This window comes from Campylobacter sp. RM9333 (genome assembly GCF_020137705.1).
Classification (GTDB): domain Bacteria; phylum Campylobacterota; class Campylobacteria; order Campylobacterales; family Campylobacteraceae; genus Campylobacter_E.
In genome coordinates this window covers 19,620-38,493 of record NZ_JACGAY010000021.1, presented here as the reverse complement: position 1 = coordinate 38,493, position 18,874 = coordinate 19,620, and the positions used below count along the sequence as shown (strand labels likewise).

Sequence of the window (18,874 nt, the reverse complement as noted above, 5' to 3'; positions counted from 1 at the left end):
TTTCTACATTTATAAAGCCTTCGTTTTTTATTTCTCCTTTGATTTCTGAGCCATTTATTACACTTACTTGTGCACCTTTACTATCAATTACTATGCCTTGCTCTAATGTAGCTTTATCTAAGACATTGTTTTTACTATCGCCTGTAATAGTTAGAGTTTGTTTGAATATAGAACCAACTGCACTTATGCTATCAGCACTAACCTGACCTTGAAAAGTGCTTTTTTCATCGCTTAATAATTTATTTGCAGTTATATCTCCACTAAAGATTGTATTGCTTGATTTAAAGTCATTGCCTACTTTAAAATTTCCTGTGATGGTTTTTGTTTCTGTGCTAGTTGAGTTGTCTATAATAATATCATTTTTTACTATTACATTTGAAGCTTCTAGGTTAGTATTAGTTAAGCTTACATTACCTACTTCGTTTATATCACCTTTTATAGTTGAGTTTGTGATGATTACATCTTCTACTTCTTTACTACAACCTTCGTGTTCAAAACAAGTATTTCTATTGTCTTTTGTAATATTTCCATTAAGAGTAGAATTATCTATATAAACTTTTTGAGTTCCTTGGATATTTCCATTTAAAACTGAATTGTTTTTAAGATGAAGTTCGCCTGTTTCTACTGAACTATTAATAATTGAATTATCAATATTTAAAAAAGTGCCTATTTTATTAATTTTATAATATATAGCATTACTTGTAGAATTTAAATATTCTTGATTTAAAGTGGTAATCATAGGAGCAGTAATATTACTATCTTTAATATCTATAACTTTTGCATATATCATATTATTTGCATTATTGTTTGTAATTGTAGTTTTTGTAAAGCTAAGATAGTCAGTCATATACTTAATAAGTGATGAATTATTATGTATACCTATTCCTACTTCTTTTAAACTTGAATTTGATATATTTACTTTATTGTTTACTAAAGAATCTGCCGAATTCTTTCTCCAAGCATTAATACTATTATTTGACATTTTGAGATTATTAATATCCAATGTTACATCATTCTCTACAAAGAAACCAAAATTATATTCTTTATCTTTGAAATCTTCTTTACCATCGAATTTTAAAGATTGTTCGGCAATAACCAAACCTTTTTCGTAAATAATATCAGATAATACTTTTTTATTTTCATCATTTAAATAAATATTAGCACCCTTTAAGGTTCCGCTGACACTACTTAAACCATCAAAATAAATTTTTCCACCTATAAAATCAGCATTTACTTTTGTATTATTAAAATAAGTATTTCCGAGATTTATGTTGCCTTGATATTCAGAATTATTAAATACATACTTATTATTATTTGATTTAATAGTACCCAAATTTGAAATTACTTTGGTGCTATTAAATTCTATATTATTAGCCAAGATAGAAATATTTTTATCAGTATTAACAATACTCCCACCATTAAAAACAACATTATCTAAAGTAGATGCTAAACCCACAGCTGTATTAGTTAGTTTTGAATTGTTAAAAGTGGTTGTATTAGTGTTAGAACTTGAAAAATTATTAATAGCAGTATTTATAAATTCACTATCATTAAATGTAGCACTAGCATTATTACCCAAAGTTATATGATGACCTGTTCCTTTTATATTTTCATTTTTAACTAAAATTCTATTAAAGGTATTATCTCCATTTAAATCAATTCTATTATTGCCAGAACTAAGAGCAACATCGCTAAATGTAACCCCATTTAATTGCATATGATTTCCGGTAGATTGTATATCTAATTTTTTATCAGCAGTTCCACTAGCAGTTGAATTTGTAATATTTAAATTCTTACTTGAAATATCAGCTTTTATAGTGCTATCACTTATATTTGTAGTTCCACTTATAATAGATTTGCTATTTATAATTGAGCCATTTGTAGCAGTTAGATTACCTGCATTTATACTTCCACTTATTTCTGAATTATCTAAAGTAACATTTGTATTAATAGCATTATTATTAACAGAAACACTATTAATATTAGCGTTAATGTTAGAATTATTTTTAATACTTATACTAGATGTATTTTGTAAAATTATTGAGCTATCATCAATAAAGGTAGAATCTATTTCAGCATTATTTTTAATTCTTATCTCTGTTCCAATAATAGATGAATTATTAATATTTAAATCTCTAGCAAAAATATTAGATGTTTTTTCATCTTGAGTTTTGTCAAATATAACACTTTCTAATGTTAATTTTGGCACATAAGGTCTTTGTGTTAATTTACTAGTTGAATTTATCTTTTCAAAACCCAACTGACTATCATAAATTAATGAATTTTTAATAACTAAAGCACCATTTGTATTATCTTCCGACCAAGCTTCTAATTTAACATCGCTAATTACTGAACCATCAAAAGTAACACTAGCAGTATCTTTAAGTAGATAATTAAAATTACTTGAATTCTTATTCCCTTGTAAATCAGTTTTAATAAAATTAACCACTCCATCAAAATCAACTCTACTATCTAAGTCTAACTTGCCATTAGTAATGCTTGCATTTTTAATATTTGTAGTTCCACCGGTTGAAGTTACTTTTAAATCTGTATAATTTTTAGCAGTAGTATTACCTATATTTAGTGTTCCACCAGTTTGATTAATAATTTTATCGGTTTCAGCTGCATTATAATTTTTATTGCTACTATTACTTACATTAATAGTATTACTTTGCACTAATGTATTAGCAGTGCTTGGAATAGTATCAGCAAGAGCTAAATTACCCCCCCCCGCTAATATAAAAGTTATTAAAGATAATTTTATAGTTCTATTCATTTTCTCCCCTAAAAAATAAATGAAAAATGCTTTATTATAGTTAAAAATCAATATATAAAGGTTAATCAATTGCTAACAAAATGGGGGGGGGTATTTATAAAATTAAAAATATTTTTAAATATTTTATATAAATATATTCTAAGTTATATAAATATTTATAAGATTTAATAAAATAAACAAATTATTAAAATATATCTTTTTTGATATCAACTTACAATTTTAATTCCAACTAACCCTATTAATATAAGACTTAAAAACATAAGTTTTAAAAAGCTAATACTATCATTAAAAATCATAATCCCAATCAAAGCCGTTCCTAACCCACCAATACCAGTCCATACAATATAAGCTGTGCTGATAGGAATATTTTTTTGCGCTAAATACAAAAATAACCCGCTAAGTCCCATTGATACTATAGAAAACATTATCCATATTTTTGAGCCATTACTAGCTAATTTAAAGCCAATAGGCCAACCAATCTCAAAAGCACCTGCTAAGATTAAGTATATCCAAGACATTAAAACTCCTTAAATACAAAATCTTAGCAAGAATATATTATGATTTAAATTCGCTTAATTTTTTATCTAATTCTTCGCTGATATTAGTTAATTGACTTGCAGCTTTTGCTATTTCTTCTACACTTCTTGCGTTTTCATTAGTAATTTTTGCAATTTGCGAAACTTCATTTAAAATATCTTCAATTTGTTTGCTAGCGTTAATATAATTATCCACGGTCTTATCACTACTAATTATTGCTTCTTTTAATTTTTGTTCCATATTTTTAATTAGCTCTTCACTACCATTTGCAACATTTGTTAGATTGCCAATTTGCTTAGAGTTATCACTCATTTGCTCGCTTGCATCTTTAATACCTTGAACTATAACACTTATTGTTGCATTTATTTCACTAAGGCTTTTTTGAGTTCTTTCTGCTAGGCTTCTTACTTCATCAGCTACTACGGCAAATCCACGCCCATGCTCTCCTGCTCTTGCAGCTTCTATTGCAGCATTTAATGCAAGTAAGTTAGTCTGGTCTGCTACATCGTTAATTATTTCTAAAATAGATTTAACATTATCAGCATCACGGCTTAATTGCTCAATCTTACTAGCTAAAGCACTTTCTATATCAGCACTATGATTTATTTGATTAGTTAATGAATTAATAGCATTAATGGTCTCGTGAATACTAGTTGTGCTACCTCTTAGTTCATTTTTACTATCATTAGCACTATTTATGCCTGATGATAAACTATCCTTGGTTAATTTACCTTCTTCAACAACATTTTCAACTATATTAAAGCTTTCTTCACTTCTTTTTCCTGTTTGCATACTAACACTACTAAGCTCGGCTGCTATTGTTTTGTTTTCATAAGATATTTGTTTTACTTCGTTAATTAAAATTCTAATCTTACCGATAAAATCATTTATAGCTTTACTAGCACTTGCTATTTCATCTTTGCCTTTTATCTCTAAAAGTTTAGTTAAATCCCCATCTCCTTTAGATAAATCATAAGCTTTTTGGGTTAGTTCATTTAATGGTTTGCTAATCCAAATTCTAATAACAATCAGCCATAAAGCAAGAATAATAATACATAAAATAACTGCAAATACAGAATAGTTTAAAACAACTTCATTTTTCTTATCTAATACTTTTGCACTAATTTCTGCTATTTCTTCTTTAGCTTCTACTAAGTAAATTACGCTTATATATACATAATCATTGAAACTATCTTTTTCTACATAATACACCACATCTCTTTCTGGTCTTGTCTTATCAGCTTTCATATGGGTTGTTACAAATCCACCACCATTATTTGCTGTTTGAATTATTTCTTGTATGTATAATTTACCATTAGAATCTTTTTTATTATAAGCATTTTCACCAATTCTATCTTTTAGATAGTGCATTACATATTCGCCTTTTTTATTAATTACAAATAAATTAACAGAGCGATTTTTTAAGTCTAATTCACTTAAAAATGTAAGAATATTTTTATTATAACTTTCTTGATTTTCACTTGTTGAATGAATTTTTTTAGACATTGAAGTAATTAAGCTAGTAATACTAACTGCTGTTTTTTTCGCATCATCAACACTCATATTATCAAGAGCTTCTTGAGCAATATTGTCTAATTCATTCATACCTTTACTAGCTACTAAAATAGCACTTAAATTAATAATCAGTAATGAAACAAAAGCAAATAAAGTAATTTTGTAAGATAATTTCATATAGCTCCTTTAATATTTTAATAATTAAAATCGCTAATTCTATTTATGCTAAGTTAAAATAATGTTAAAAAATAATAAATAAATTAATAAGAAAATATATGTTAAAAATAAAAGCCCTTAGATAAACTAAGGGCTAAATAATTATTTTACAAATTCAATTGTAAATGTAGCATCAGAATCAAGATAGCTAAATTTTGTATCTTTTACTCTAAATCTTAAAGTATCTTTTACATATTGGTTATTAGCTAAATTAGATGGAACTTCGTAAGTATCTCCAGGTATTTCTTTTTTAGAATAATCAGAAATAAAGCTAAATCCACCTTTTGCATCATTATATACTTTTGAGTAATTGCTTAAATTCTTAGAATCCATTTTTACAAATTTGTTATTTTCATATTTAAATACCCAAGCGTCAGTTTCACTAATTTTGCGAGTTGTTCCTGTATTTTTATTTAAATCTTTAAAGAATAAACCTGTGAAAGCAAACTCATAAGGATTTGTTAATAAATTACTTACATTTAAACTACCGCCACCATTAAACTTAATTTCTGCTTCTGCAGATTTTATTAAGAATTTAGGGTCTAAATTAGGCTTAGTGCCATCGTATTTTGGATAACCTATCTTAACTAAAATTTTACCAAATTCTTTTGCACTAAACTTACTATCATCATAGGTGCTTAGTTTAGCACTTGGGTCAATTAAACTTAAAGCATTGTCAAATCCACTATTTAATCCAGTTACCTTAAATCCACCTTTTGTTCCACTTGTAGCTGTTACGCCTAAAGTTTCAGAATCAGCTTTAATGATTACTTTATTTACATTTGGTGTTGGGTCATACCCTAAATTAATATTAATAGTTGCGTCATCATTAGCAAATTTTTTATAAAAATAATTATTAGTATTTTTATTAGCTACTTGCAATGGTAATGCCAATCTTTCAGAGTCATTATCACTAAATGGAACATAATTAGTAAAGCTTGTATTTGTTAAATAAGGTCTAATAGCCATATTCGTATTATCAATTTGTAAGCCTAGTGTCTCATCTGCTATAAAATTAACAGTAAGTTCATTACCTGGAGTTTGGCAGTTAATTTTACCATCTGAATTAATTTTATTAGCATTAGTAATATCTACAGCAACATTAGAATTTACGCATAAATCTTGCTCTAAATCTCCTATAGTAAATTTATTTTCAGAGAATGCTATTTGAGCGTCTGTTACTAAAGGAAACACGGTTTTTATATCAAAATTACCATTTGTTTTATTAAAATCAACAAATGTTCTAGCAGTAGCTTTTGAGCCAACTTGATTTAGTTGAACTGAGTTTTTATCTTCTAAATAGAATTTCTTAACACTACCTTTTGAATCACTTACTTTTAATTCTGCAACACTAATTCCAAATCTATCATCTTTTAAATCCGCAGTGAAAGTTACATTATTGTTTGGATATTTTTTATCTTCTTTACCTGCTTTTTTATCAAATGTATCAAGTGTGCCTACTTTATAAGTAATGCTATCTGGTCTAATTGAGAATGTATTTGAACTTCTATCGCCTAATACTGAACATTCTTCAAAAATGTTATCGTATTCTGCAATTTCGTATCTAAATTGATAATTTTGATTTACAGCTAATTTATCTTTTAAATGTAAAACCATTTTGTTATCAATTGGATAATAACCTTTACATTCTGTAGTTGATTTTGAAAGTTTTTGAGTTCCGTTATAAATATCTGCATTTAACTCATCAGAACCATTATAAAACTTAATGTATTGTTTATAAAGAACTTTAACATCTGGTTTTGTAAAGCCTAAATATATATCTTGACTACTTGTTCTTGTATAAATCTTATCAGCTACCTTTGTATTTGAAGCAATTTTATTATTTTCTAATATTTTAGTAGCATCAATATTATTATAAGCTGTTCCAAAATTAATACCATTTGGCATTTCACTATGACCTAAGATAATTTCTACACTACCCTTTGGAGCACCTTTTACAATATCAACACCTGAAGCTTGAAACATTGGTCTTTCATAAGTTCTTTTTACTTCTTGAATTTTGCAAGCACCACTTGTTGGACATACTTCTTCTCTATTTGTTTCGGTAATTTCTTCTACAATTTCTAAAGGTTTAAATGTGAATTTATAAATATTACCTTTTAATAAATCATTATCATCAATTTTAGCTAGTTTTTTGAATGTATCTTTTGTAAATTTTAATCCAAAACCAGTTATGTTTTCTTTCTGAACTAATTCATATTTAGTATTGGTTGAAATCACTTCTGTTTTAGAATCTACTGCACCATTCGCATCTGCCATTCTTTGCTTTGTTAATTCAAAACTTGTTAAATAATATTTAACTGAAATATTATTTGCTTTTCTATCTTCAGCGTTAAATGGAGTTTTACTATTATTTAAAGCAATATATACATCATCTAAATTAGTAACTTTTAAAGGTTTGCTATCTTTTTTATCAGTTTGATTTGCTTCATTTGTTATTTGATAATAATTAGCATCAGGGATAAATTTAACAGCTAGATTTGATACTTGTGTAGTTACAACAGACCCTTTTCCTTGAGAATTATATTGTTTGTTAGTTACAAATGAAGGTCTAACATTTACACTGAAATTATAAGTATCATCATCTCCTAAAACAATACCTTTTCTAGTAGTGTTATTTTTGTGAATACTAAACACATAATTTTTTCTTACAATCTCCTTAGCATCATCTTTTCTAAAATCTTCTTGATTTAAATAATCAAAATAATTAGCTCTTGAATATTGTGATGAATAATGCTCTAAATCATAATTATAGCACTTGCTAACACCACCGGCATAATCATTCACACGATTGCCATTTTTATTATCATTATAATCTGATAGCAAATCACCATAATCAAAAGGTTTAATTTTTGAATTCTTTAAAATTATAGCTTCTAAAGCTCTGTCTTTAGCAAAAGTATTAGGATTATTGTTTAATTCTAAATATTTATTATAAACATCACAAACACCTAATACTACAGAGTTATTATAATTTTCATTAACAAAAATTAATTTATTAACGTCCCAAGAAGCAATACTATAAGTTGTTAAACTAACATTTGATAAACTAGAACAACCTTTCATTCCTTGAATATCACCTGCATTTGTTTTATCACCAACAACATTTGAAAAGTTTCTATATACCCAACCATTGCTACCTGCAAACTCATTTTGGTCTAATAAATACACTAAATATTGACTATTAATAACAGTTGGACTACTTGAAACTATAACTCTACCTGTTGTATTTGCATGAAATTCTTTATAATATTCTTCTATAAACTTTTTCTTATCATTACCATCTAAATCTGATTTTAACTTAACATTAGTTGAAAATGTTTTACTAGATGAAAAATTTTGAACTTCAGGTGTTCTAAAACCAACTGCAGCATAATATGGGTCGTAATCAATATCATCTAAGCCTTTTTGAGAATTATTTATATAATTCAATTCTGCTTCAAAAACTTTTTTACATACTTCTTTGTCTGTATTTTTAATTTCATTTAATTTCTTTTTAATAACATTATCTCTATAGCTATTAACAAATTTTGTAGCTTCTTCATAAGGTGTATATTTAACAGCCATTTTATAAGCTGAATACATTCTAGCATCAAAATAGCTAACTCCACATTGTCTTAATGCTTCATATCTAACCTTTTCTGGGTTTTTAACAACATCGCCTTTTTGAGTTAAGATATTTATTAAATGGAAATAACTCGAATTTTCAGACAAAATTTTGTAAGTATCATCACTTATATCTGGGTTTGCAAAACATTGAACATAAAATTTATCGTTCATCTTTCTTAGCTTAGCACAATCGTTTAAGCCATCAACACTTCTGTTGCCAGGCACAGAATTAATACATTTATTTAAGTGATTACTATGCTGATTTGCATTATCAGTATCCACTATACCTATTTGTAATTCCACTCTATTCTCTGCATTTGCATAAGAAAAAGCCGATAATAATACTAATGAAAACACAATTTTCCTATTCATATTATTCTCCTTAAAAAATTAAAGTTCTAAATTATAATTTTTTTTATTAAATAATTATTGCACTTATGTGCATTTTTGAATATTTTTTACTTACTTTTAGGTCTAAATACCTTTGGTGCATTTTCACTCTCATTTATATAACTTGCATTCATTAAGTCTAGGCAATATGGTATCGCAGGAAAAATAGGCTCTATACATTCACGAATTGCTTTTGGCTTACCTGGAAGATTAATTATTAGAGTTTTACCCCTTGTCCCTGCTAATTGGCGGCTTAGGATTGCTGTTGGGACAATCTTAAGTGAGCTTGCACGCATTAATTCTCCAAAGCCTGGTAATTCACGCTCGATTGCTTTTTTTGTTGCTTCTGGTGTAACATCTCTTAAAGCTGGTCCTGTTCCACCTGTGGTAAATACCAAATCGCATTCAAATTCATCAGACATTTTAATAATCTCATTTGTAATCAGTTCTTCTTCATCAGGGATTAATGAGTATTTAAAATCAATTTCATTTAATAAATATTCTTGCATAATTTTTCTAATCTCTGCTCCACTAATATCTTCATAAACTCCTGCACTTGCTCTATCTGAACTCGTAATTATCCCTATTTTTATAATATCCATTTTTATCCTTTAAAAAATATTTCTTTATTTAAAAGCAATTCATTTGCTGTATTTTTAATCTCTTCTTCATAAGCTTTTAAATATTCCTTACATTCTTCTTCTAAAGATGATATTTCAAATTCCACATAAAATTTGCTTAATTCTTGTATTTTATCTCTATCTTTAGAAAAATTATTGTAATTTTCGCCTAAAAATAATTCATTTGCTAACATTCCTGATAAAAGAATTTTGATTTCGTTTTTTATTTCTGAAAATGATTTTATATGCTCGTTTGGATAAAAATACTCAAATGTAAATAAATTAGCATAAATTAAATTCGCATCACAAATCTTTGCCATAGTGATTTTACCTGCTTGATAAATAGCTTGAATATATTGCTCGTTTTCGCTTAATTCTAAATCTTCGCTAATGCCGTGCTTTATCACTAAAATCTCATGTATTATTTCTCTTTCGCTTAATCTATCTCTTAGTAATAATTCATTTTCTAAGCTTTTAAAAGAAGCTCCGCTAAAACCTTTTGAAATATAAGCTAAATAATCTAAATTAAAATCAGAACTTATTAAATCTTTTTTAACAAGTTGCTTAAAGAACTCTATTCTGTCGCTATAATTTGGTAAGGTAAAATGAATTTTTTTATCAAATCTTCTAAGTAAAGCTGTATCTAAAACATCAGCTCTATTTGTAGCAGCAATTACTAAGACATTTTTAAGCTCTGCAAAGCCGTCTATTTGAGTTAGCAATTCATTAAGTGTATTTTCACTATCGTTTGCTAAAGCATTGCCACGCTGCTTTCCAAGTGCGTCAATTTCATCAATAAAAACTATACAAGGTGCTAATTTTTTAGCATTTGCAAACAATTCTCTAACCCTTTTTGCTCCAAGACCTACAAAAATTTCATTAAAGCTACTTGCGCTTTGGTATAAAAAATTAACTCCACACTCATTTGCTAAAGCTCTTGCTAACATAGTCTTACCTACTCCACTAGCACCTGTTAATAAAACTCCTTTTATTAAGCAAGGATTGTTGGTTTTAAAAATAGAGCTTAATTTTCTTAATTCTTCTTTGGCTTTAAACTGACCTATAACATCATTAAAATTACTATCTGTTTTGATAACAAATCTAAATTCAGGCTTTAAGACATTATTAATTGGATGATTTGATATGCCTTGTTTTGTGCTAAGATTTCTTAAATATATTAGATAATAAATAAAAATTATTATCATAATAAAAACTAAAATTATTGAATAATCAAATTCTGTTTTATTTTCTACGCTTTTGTATTTTAAGATTTTTTTGATTATTTCTTCATCAGCTAGAATTTTATAATCTTTATCATTTATTGAAAAATAAAGCATATTTTCATAAATGTAAGCATTTGAAATATTTTTTAATTCTAATGATGAAAACTCATTTAAAGATATATTTTGCTCTTTTTTACTTAGCGAAAATATTCCTAAAGCTATAATTGCAAGAATTATGCAAGCGATTATTATTTTGATATTTTTAGTAAATGGCTTTATTTTTGTCAATTTCTACCTCGTAATCTTTAATATTTATCCAAGTTTTTAATAAGTCTTTATCTGATTTGATTTTAATTAAATTAAAATATTGGTCGTATCCTTGATAATAGCCGTCTTTAAACTGCTCTACTAATACTATTAAATCTTTTTGATTTTTTCTAAATTCATAATTTTTTAATCTAGTAATTTCTTTAATCTCATTTAATCTTTGCTTTGAGATATTTTTATCAACTTCGCCTAAAGTCTTTGCTAATTCTACGCTTTTTGTCCCGTCTCTTTTAGAATACACAAAAGCGTGAAGATGAGTTATTGGAAATTTCTTAAAATTATTAATAGCATCAGCCCATATTTCATCACTCTCACCTGGATGACCTACTATATAATCAGTACCTAAGGCATAACCTTTATTAGCTAAATATTCAAATAATTCTAAGTCTTTATAAGCTTTATTTCTTCTTTGCATTAGTTTTAGCATTTTTTCATTTGTGTGTTGTAAGGCTATGTGAAGATGTTTTTCAATAAAATCTTCGTCTAATAATTCTTTAAACTCATCATCAATTTGAACCGGCTCAATGCTACCTAAACGAACTCTTTTAATCCCATTTATTTTGCTAATTTCTTTAAGTAATTTTGCTAAAGATAGATTTAAATCTTTTCCGTAACTACCTATATTTGTGCCTGTTAAAACTACTTCTTTATAACCATTATTAGCTAGGGTTTTTATCTGATTTATAATTTGCTCTAATTTTAGGCTTCTAGCCCCACCCCTTACACTAGGAATAATACAATAAGAACAAGCAAAATCGCAGCCTTCTTGGATTTTAACAAATGCTTTTGTGTGGTTTTCGTAATTGCTTACTATTTTTTCATCTATGAAATTTAAATTTCCTAAATCAAATTCCTTTGGATTTAGTATAAACTTATTTATATTTGATTTTAAAGACGCACCCATTACACCATCAACTATTTTGCTATCATATAAGCTTTTGCCAATACTTGCCGCAGCACAACCTGTTAAGATGAATTTAGTATTTGGATTATGATTTTTAATATGTCTTATATATTGCTTTAAGCCTAAATCAGCTTGATTAGTAACCGTGCAAGAATTGATTACTATCATATCAGCTTGTAATTCATCATTTATTATTTCATTATCTTTTATATAGCTTTTGATTAGTTCGCTATCGTAAATATTGGTTCTACAACCAAAAGTTTTAATATATATTTTCATTATTATCCTTTAAAAATGGCTGATTATTTCTTTTATCCATATAAATAGTTTGTGATGGGAAAGCTAATTTTATATCATCACTTGCTTTTAATCTTTTAATAATTTCTTCACTTACTATTGAACGCATTTTAAGAGCTTCTCTTGAATTTGTCATATACCAAATAGATATTTTAATCCCGTATTGCTCTAGCATTACGAATAGTTTCGGGTCTGTTCCTGAATTTTTCATTTGATAATGATTTCTCATTTTTTGAATTGCTTTTTTTGCACTATCGCTGAATGCTTGAGTATGAGAACTAGCTGATTCTAAAATTATTTGTTTTGCCTTTTCAAGATTGCTTGAAAAATCTATTACTATATCTATTCCATCCCAAACGGTTTTCATATAAGAATAATTATAATTTGATATTAATTCTGTGAAAATATAGTGATTTGGTATATAAATAATTCTTCCAGCACGACGATTTGTTAAAAAAGTAGTATATGTAACATCTTCGTATATAGTCATCTTAAGTAAAGAAATATCAATAATATCTCCTACATAAGTAACTCCATTTTTACTAACCTTTACCCTATCACCTACATGAAAGCCACCACCAAATTGTAAAGTGGCCCAACCAAGTAAGCTCATAAACATATCTTTCATAGCAATAGCAAGACCAGCTGATGCAAATCCTAATACACTTACTAAATAGCTTATATTCTCAACAAAATAAAATATAGAAAACATAGAAACAATAATAAAAGTAAAAATATTTAAAATCTTAAAAGAAGTATAAACTTTATCTTTATCATCAACATATTTTCTAAGCATCAAACCTAATAAATACCTAGCAATAAATATGCAAATAATAATTGCTATAAAAAATATAGCACTATCATATTGCTTTTTTATATCGTTATTTATAAGCTTAATTGTGTTATTTGCCTTAACTTTAAATATCTCAAAAGCATTTGTGATATTTTCTAAAGCGCTTTTATAATCATTTAATTCTTTTATAGAATATACTAATTCTTGACTTAAATTCTCACTTGGCTCAATGTCATATAGTTCTTGTAAAAGCTTTGTTTTCTTATCTATTTTAGATACTAATGTAGTAAAATCTTTTAATTTTATTTCATATTCTTTTTTCTCATTAGCTAATTCTTTACGCTCTGATAAACCTTCAATAACTAAATAAATATTTGAAATCTTTTTATATTCAGTAGGCTCACTTGGTAGATTTAAATACTTTACTACGCTGTAGCTTTCATAATCTTTTAATACACTTAGTTTATCTTCAAGTGATTTTATGGTATTTTCTAATTGTTCTTTTTGAGTTTTTTTAGCTTTTAATAAATTTTCATTTGCTTCTTTTAATTCATTTTTTAATCTTAAATATTCTTGATAATTTTTATAATTTTTTATAGTGATATTGTCTTTTAATTCATTATTTATAATATGCAATTTTTCTTTGACAGAATACACGCCCTCAAGGTTTTTTGTAAATTCTTCTGTATTTTCTGCATAAATAAAAGTTACAAAAACAAAAAAAGCTAATAAAAATCTCATTCAAATTCCCTTAAAACTTTTAATATTTCATCTTTTGAAATATCATTTTTAATAATGCTTAAATCTTCTTTGCTAGGTAAAATAAAGTTGATTTTTCCACTTAGGGTTTTTTTGTCTTGAAAAAATCCTTCATAGAATTTAGAAGATGAATTGATTTTATAAAATGTAGGTAGATTAAAATTCTTTAAAGTATTTAAAATACTTATTTCAAATTCTTTTGAAATTAAACCTAAGTTACAAGCTAATTTATTAGCCATAACCATACCAATAGCAACAGCTTCTCCGTGTAAATAGCCTTTATAATTCGTCTCATTTTCTATAACATGAGCAAAAGTATGACCATAATTTAGTTTCATTCTAAGATTATCTTCAAACTCATCATTTATTACCACATTTGCTTTAATTTTTATTGATTTTTCTACAAATTCTAAGATATTATCAAAAATATCATCAAAACTTAATTTGCTTAATTTGTTATAAAAATCCAAATCAAAACAAACAGCCATTTTAATAACTTCAGCCATAGCAGCACTTAATTCAGCCTTTTTTAAAGTCTTAAAATAATTTGTGAAAATATAAACAGCACTAGGTTGCTTGAATGTGCCTATTAGATTTTTACCATAAGCATTGTTTATGCCTGTTTTACCACCTACTGCTGCATCAACACTAGCAAGTAAGGTTGTAGCTATATTTATATGTTTTATTCCACGCTTATAAATACTAGCTACAAAGCCACCAATATCGCTAATTACCCCACCGCCAAGATTAATTAGCAAATCACTTCTACTAATTTCAGCCTTAAATAGTTCTTCTAAAATATAATTAACGCTTTCTTGATTTTTGTATTCTTCTCCATCTGGTATAACTATTATCGCTTTTGGTTGTTTTCCTATTTTTTGTAAAATATCATTTAAGTATAGTTTTTCTAAAGTTGTATTAGTTAAAATTACATAATCTTTATTTATTTTTAATTCTTCATCTATATAAACTTTATATGCTTTATCTTTTAAATCAATATCTATTACCATAACCTCACCTTATTACATCATAATTTTTTGGAATACTATATTTAAAAATATCATCATTTATTTTTAAATTAATTTTTGAATTTATAAAATCTATGCTTACTTGATTATCTAATTCATCTTTATAACTTATATTTGTTAAAAGATTATTAAGCACTTTTACATAATAAATTATATTATCATACTTAGCTTTATAGATTACAAAATCTTCTTTTTTTTCATATAAAGAAACATTTTTTAAAATATTTGCTAAATCAATTTGTTCTTTACTAATAATTACTTGTTCTAAGTCATCATCAATTATTACAACTTCATTTTTAGTAATATAAACTTTTTTTTCATCAGGGTTTAAGTATTGCCATAAACTTTTTTCATTTTGATAATAAAATTTACCTTCATATATTAAAGTTTTATTACTCAAATCAACTACTTTTTGAATAAAATCAGCTTCATAACTATTGTAATTTATATTATCAATTTTAAATGCAAAAGCAAAAATTCCACAAATACAAAGCAAAAAGATTTTTTTAATAACCATTTAAATACCTTTTAAATATCCTTTTATTTATTTTAACAAATATAATTATATTCAAAAATCAAAACCAAGAGGTAAATTTAAATGTTTAAAAGTATAGCAAAATGTATATTTGGAACTCGTAATGATAGACTTCTTAAAGCCTACAAAAAAAGAGTATTAAAAATAAATTCTTTAGAAGAAAAATATCAAAAATTAAATGACGAAGAAATTAAAAGCGAATTTCAAAACCTACAAAATAAAGTGCTTGAAGACAATAATAATTTAGATTTAGTTTTAGAAGATGTATTTGCAATAGTAAGAGAAGTTAGCAAAAGAACGCTTGGAATGAGACATTATGATGTGCAATTAATAGGCGGTATGGTTTTAAATGATAAAAGCATAGCAGAAATGAAAACAGGGGAAGGAAAAACCTTAGTAGCAACCTTACCTGTGGTATTAAACGCAATGACAAAAAAAGGCGTTCATGTAGTAACAACAAATGATTATCTAGCAGCAAGAGATGCTAATGAGATGAGTGCTATATATAATTTTCTTGGTTTTAGTGTTGGTATTTTAGTAGGAAACGACCATAGAAATAGAAAAGCTGTTTATGCGTGTGATATTGTTTATGGAACTAATAGTGAATTTGGTTTTGATTATTTAAGAGATAATATGTGCTTTGATGCTGAAGATAAAGTTCAAAGGGGACATTATTTTGTAATAGTTGATGAAGTTGATAGTATTTTAATAGATGAAGCTAGAACTCCATTGATAATTTCAGGGCCAACCAATAGAACATTAGATGGCTATATAAGAGCTAATGAAGTAGCTAAGCAAATGGTTCGCGGAGTTGCACCAGATGATCCTAAAGAAAAACCTAGTGGAGATTTTATAGCAGATGAGAAAAATAGAACTATTTTAATTACAGAGCAAGGAATTTCAAAAGCAGAAAAACTATTTGGAGTTGATAATTTATATAGTCTTGATAATGCTATTTTAGCTCATCAATTAGACCAAGCTTTAAAGGCTAATAATTTATTTTTAAAAGATACTCATTATGTTGTTAAAGATGGCGAAGTAATGATTGTAGATGAATTCACAGGTCGTATTAGCGAAGGAAGACGCTTTAGCGAAGGTTTACATCAAGCACTTGAAGCTAAAGAAGGGGTTAAAATCCAAGAAGAAAGTCAAACTTTAGCAGATATTACCTACCAAAATTATTTTAGAATGTATGAAAAACTTGCTGGTATGACAGGAACAGCTCAAACTGAAGCAACTGAGTTTTCTCAAATATACAACCTTGATGTAATTACAATCCCGACTAATGTGCCTGTAATTAGAAAAGATTTAGATGATTTAATTTATAAAACTCAAGATGAGAAATTTAAAGCCGTAGTTGATGAAATAAAAAAAGCTAACGCAAAAGGACAACCTGTATTAGTTGGAACTGCAAGTATTGAAAAAAGCGAGCTTTTACACGAGTATTTAAAAAAGGCAAAAATAGCTCACAATGTATTAAATGCTAAAAATCACGCTCACGAAGCAGAAATTATTAAAGATGCAGGTAAAAAAGGAGCAGTTACTATTGCAACTAATATGGCTGGTCGTGGTGTTGATATAAAAATTACTGATGAAATTAGAGAATTAGGTGGCTTATATATAATAGGAACTGAAAGACACGAAAGCCGTAGAATTGATAATCAATTGCGTGGTCGTGCTGGAAGACAAGGTGATCCTGGTGTTAGTAGATTTTATTTAAGTCTTGAAGATAATTTATTAAGAATTTTTGGTGGAGATAAGCTAAAAGCAATTTTTACTAGATTAAAAATCGCTGAAGGCGAAAGCATAGAAAGCTCACTTGTAACTCGTGCAGTAGCAAGCGCTCAAAAAAAGGTAGAAAATCTTCATTTTGAAAGTAGAAAACATATACTTGAATATGATGATGTAGCAAACGAACAAAGAAAAACTATATATAAATATAGAAATGAATTGCTAGATACAAATTATGATATTGAGACAAAAGTTGAGCAAAACATAGCTGAATATGTGGATTATTTAATTCATAACTTAAATGATTTAAGTGCTGAAAATTTAGTAGAATTATTCAAAAATGAAATTAATTTAGAGCTAGATTTAGAATTATTAAAAACTTTAAACACAGAAGAAAGCAGAAGTGTTATTATTGATGCAATAACTACTATGTTAAAAGTTAAATTTAGCATAGTTCCTGATAGTGAAAAGGAAAGAATTGAAAAATTATTATATCTACAAGTTTTAGATGGTGCTTGGAGAGAGCATTTGTATCAAATGGATATTTTAAAAACAGGTATTGGTCTTCGTGGATATAATCAAAAAGATCCATTAGTAGAATATAAAAGAGAAAGTTATAATTTATTTATAGAGCTAGTTGAAAGAATTAAAAGTGAAAGTATAAAAGTATTACTAATAATTCAACTAAGAATGCCTGAAACTAATGAAGAAATTCAAGAAATTGAAAAACCTATCAAAAAGCAATCAAGAAATGAACCTTGTGCTTGTGGTAGTGGTAAGAAATATAAAGATTGTTGTGGCAAAAGCGGGCCACAAAAAGGCGTATTTGCTTGAAATTCTTTATAATTAATCTTGAGCAAGATATAGAAAAAAGACAAAAAATAACAGCCCTTTGCGAAAGCTTAGGGCTTAATTATGAAATAATTAAAGCTGTATATGGCAAAGCGTTGAGTGAAGATGAAATAAAAAACAACGTAGCTTCAGTTGAAATTCAATTAAAATATCTTAGAAAACCATTAAATTTAGGCGAAATAGGCTGTGCTATGAGCCATAGATTATGTTATCAAAAAATTATAGAACAAAATCTAGAAGACGCAATTATTTTAGAAGATGATGCAATATTTGATGAAAATTTATTAGAATTTTTAAAATATAAAAATGAATTTCCAAAAAATACTGATTTAATATTATTAGGACATTATTGGCAACAATATAGAGATGATGGTTATATTATCAATACACCTTATTCTTTAAAATTTAATCATAAAATAAAAAACTGGAATATAAGAAAGATAATTGGAAGAGGCAACGGAACTCATGGATATTATATAACAAAAAAAGGAGCTGAAAAATTATTCAACGAAACAAAAAAAATATATATGGCCGCAGATCATTACACATCTAATACATTATTATTTAATACTTATGCTGTGTATCCGATATTAATTAATGTAGATATTAATTTTCAAAGCTCAATAAATGAAAATGCTAATTTGAAAAGACGTTCTAAATTTGGCAAAATTATCAAAACAATCAAACAAAAAATTATATATTTTATCCCGTCTTTAAAAAAGCCAAGAGATTATGTTTAGC

General features: G+C 26.8%; 11 protein-coding genes and 2 pseudogenes. 2 read left to right on the top strand and 11 right to left on the bottom strand.

The features are described 5' to 3' along the window. The 11 genes and pseudogenes from AVBRAN9333_RS07630 to lolA all read right to left on the bottom strand — a co-directional run. On the bottom strand, window positions 1-2,776 hold a 2,776-nt coding region (locus AVBRAN9333_RS07630), incomplete at its 3' end, for a hypothetical protein (RefSeq protein WP_336609738.1). A 206-nt stretch (window positions 2,777-2,982) separates the two neighbouring features. Beyond that, window positions 2,983-3,294, bottom strand: coding sequence for a DMT family transporter (locus tag AVBRAN9333_RS07625; protein ID WP_336609737.1), 312 nt, complete (start codon window positions 3,292-3,294; stop codon window positions 2,983-2,985). 37 nt (window positions 3,295-3,331) lie between these two features. Further along, window positions 3,332-3,826, bottom strand: a pseudogene (locus AVBRAN9333_RS09595) (methyl-accepting chemotaxis protein); the annotation flags it as partial. Window positions 3,827-4,189: 363 nt separating this feature from the next. Next, window positions 4,190-4,876: pseudogene (locus AVBRAN9333_RS09590) on the bottom strand (cache domain-containing protein); the annotation flags it as partial. Between the two features lie 270 nt (window positions 4,877-5,146). Beyond that, complete coding sequence (locus tag AVBRAN9333_RS07615; protein ID WP_336609735.1) at window positions 5,147-9,046, bottom strand: hypothetical protein; 3,900 nt, start codon at window positions 9,044-9,046, stop codon at window positions 5,147-5,149. Window positions 9,047-9,132: 86 nt separating this feature from the next. Beyond that, window positions 9,133-9,666: a molybdopterin adenylyltransferase gene (gene mog, locus AVBRAN9333_RS07610; RefSeq protein WP_214150363.1), complete on the bottom strand. Its 534-nt coding sequence runs from the start codon at window positions 9,664-9,666 to the stop codon at window positions 9,133-9,135. Window positions 9,667-9,668: 2 nt separating this feature from the next. Next, window positions 9,669-11,195: an AAA family ATPase gene (locus tag AVBRAN9333_RS07605; RefSeq protein ID WP_336609734.1), complete on the bottom strand. Its 1,527-nt coding sequence runs from the start codon at window positions 11,193-11,195 to the stop codon at window positions 9,669-9,671. After that, entirely contained in the window at window positions 11,170-12,417 is a 1,248-nt protein-coding gene (gene mtaB / locus AVBRAN9333_RS07600; protein WP_214118410.1) for a tRNA (N(6)-L-threonylcarbamoyladenosine(37)-C(2))-methylthiotransferase MtaB, read from the bottom strand. The genes AVBRAN9333_RS07605 and mtaB overlap by 26 nt, the downstream gene beginning before the upstream one ends. Next, on the bottom strand, window positions 12,401-13,969 hold the full coding sequence (locus AVBRAN9333_RS07595; RefSeq protein ID WP_214118407.1) for a mechanosensitive ion channel domain-containing protein: 1,569 nt from the start codon (window positions 13,967-13,969) through the stop codon (window positions 12,401-12,403). Before AVBRAN9333_RS07595 ends, mtaB begins: the two co-directional genes overlap by 17 nt. Continuing rightward, window positions 13,966-14,997, bottom strand: a complete 1,032-nt coding sequence (gene aroB, locus AVBRAN9333_RS07590; RefSeq protein ID WP_336609733.1) for a 3-dehydroquinate synthase — start codon at window positions 14,995-14,997, stop codon at window positions 13,966-13,968. Before aroB ends, AVBRAN9333_RS07595 begins: the two co-directional genes overlap by 4 nt. Window positions 14,998-15,001: 4 nt before the next feature. After that, a complete protein-coding gene (gene lolA / locus AVBRAN9333_RS07585) occupies window positions 15,002-15,532 on the bottom strand; it encodes a LolA-like outer membrane lipoprotein chaperone (RefSeq protein ID WP_336609732.1) in 531 nt (176 codons plus the stop codon). Window positions 15,533-15,613: 81 nt separating this feature from the next. On the opposite strand from lolA, the gene secA reads away from it, so the two are divergent. Next, on the top strand, window positions 15,614-18,115 hold the full coding sequence (secA, locus tag AVBRAN9333_RS07580) for a preprotein translocase subunit SecA (protein ID WP_336609731.1): 2,502 nt from the start codon (window positions 15,614-15,616) through the stop codon (window positions 18,113-18,115). Beyond that, complete coding sequence (locus tag AVBRAN9333_RS07575) at window positions 18,112-18,873, top strand: glycosyltransferase family 25 protein (RefSeq protein ID WP_239803620.1); 762 nt, start codon at window positions 18,112-18,114, stop codon at window positions 18,871-18,873. Before secA ends, AVBRAN9333_RS07575 begins: the two co-directional genes overlap by 4 nt. Window position 18,874: the final 1 nt, after the last annotated feature.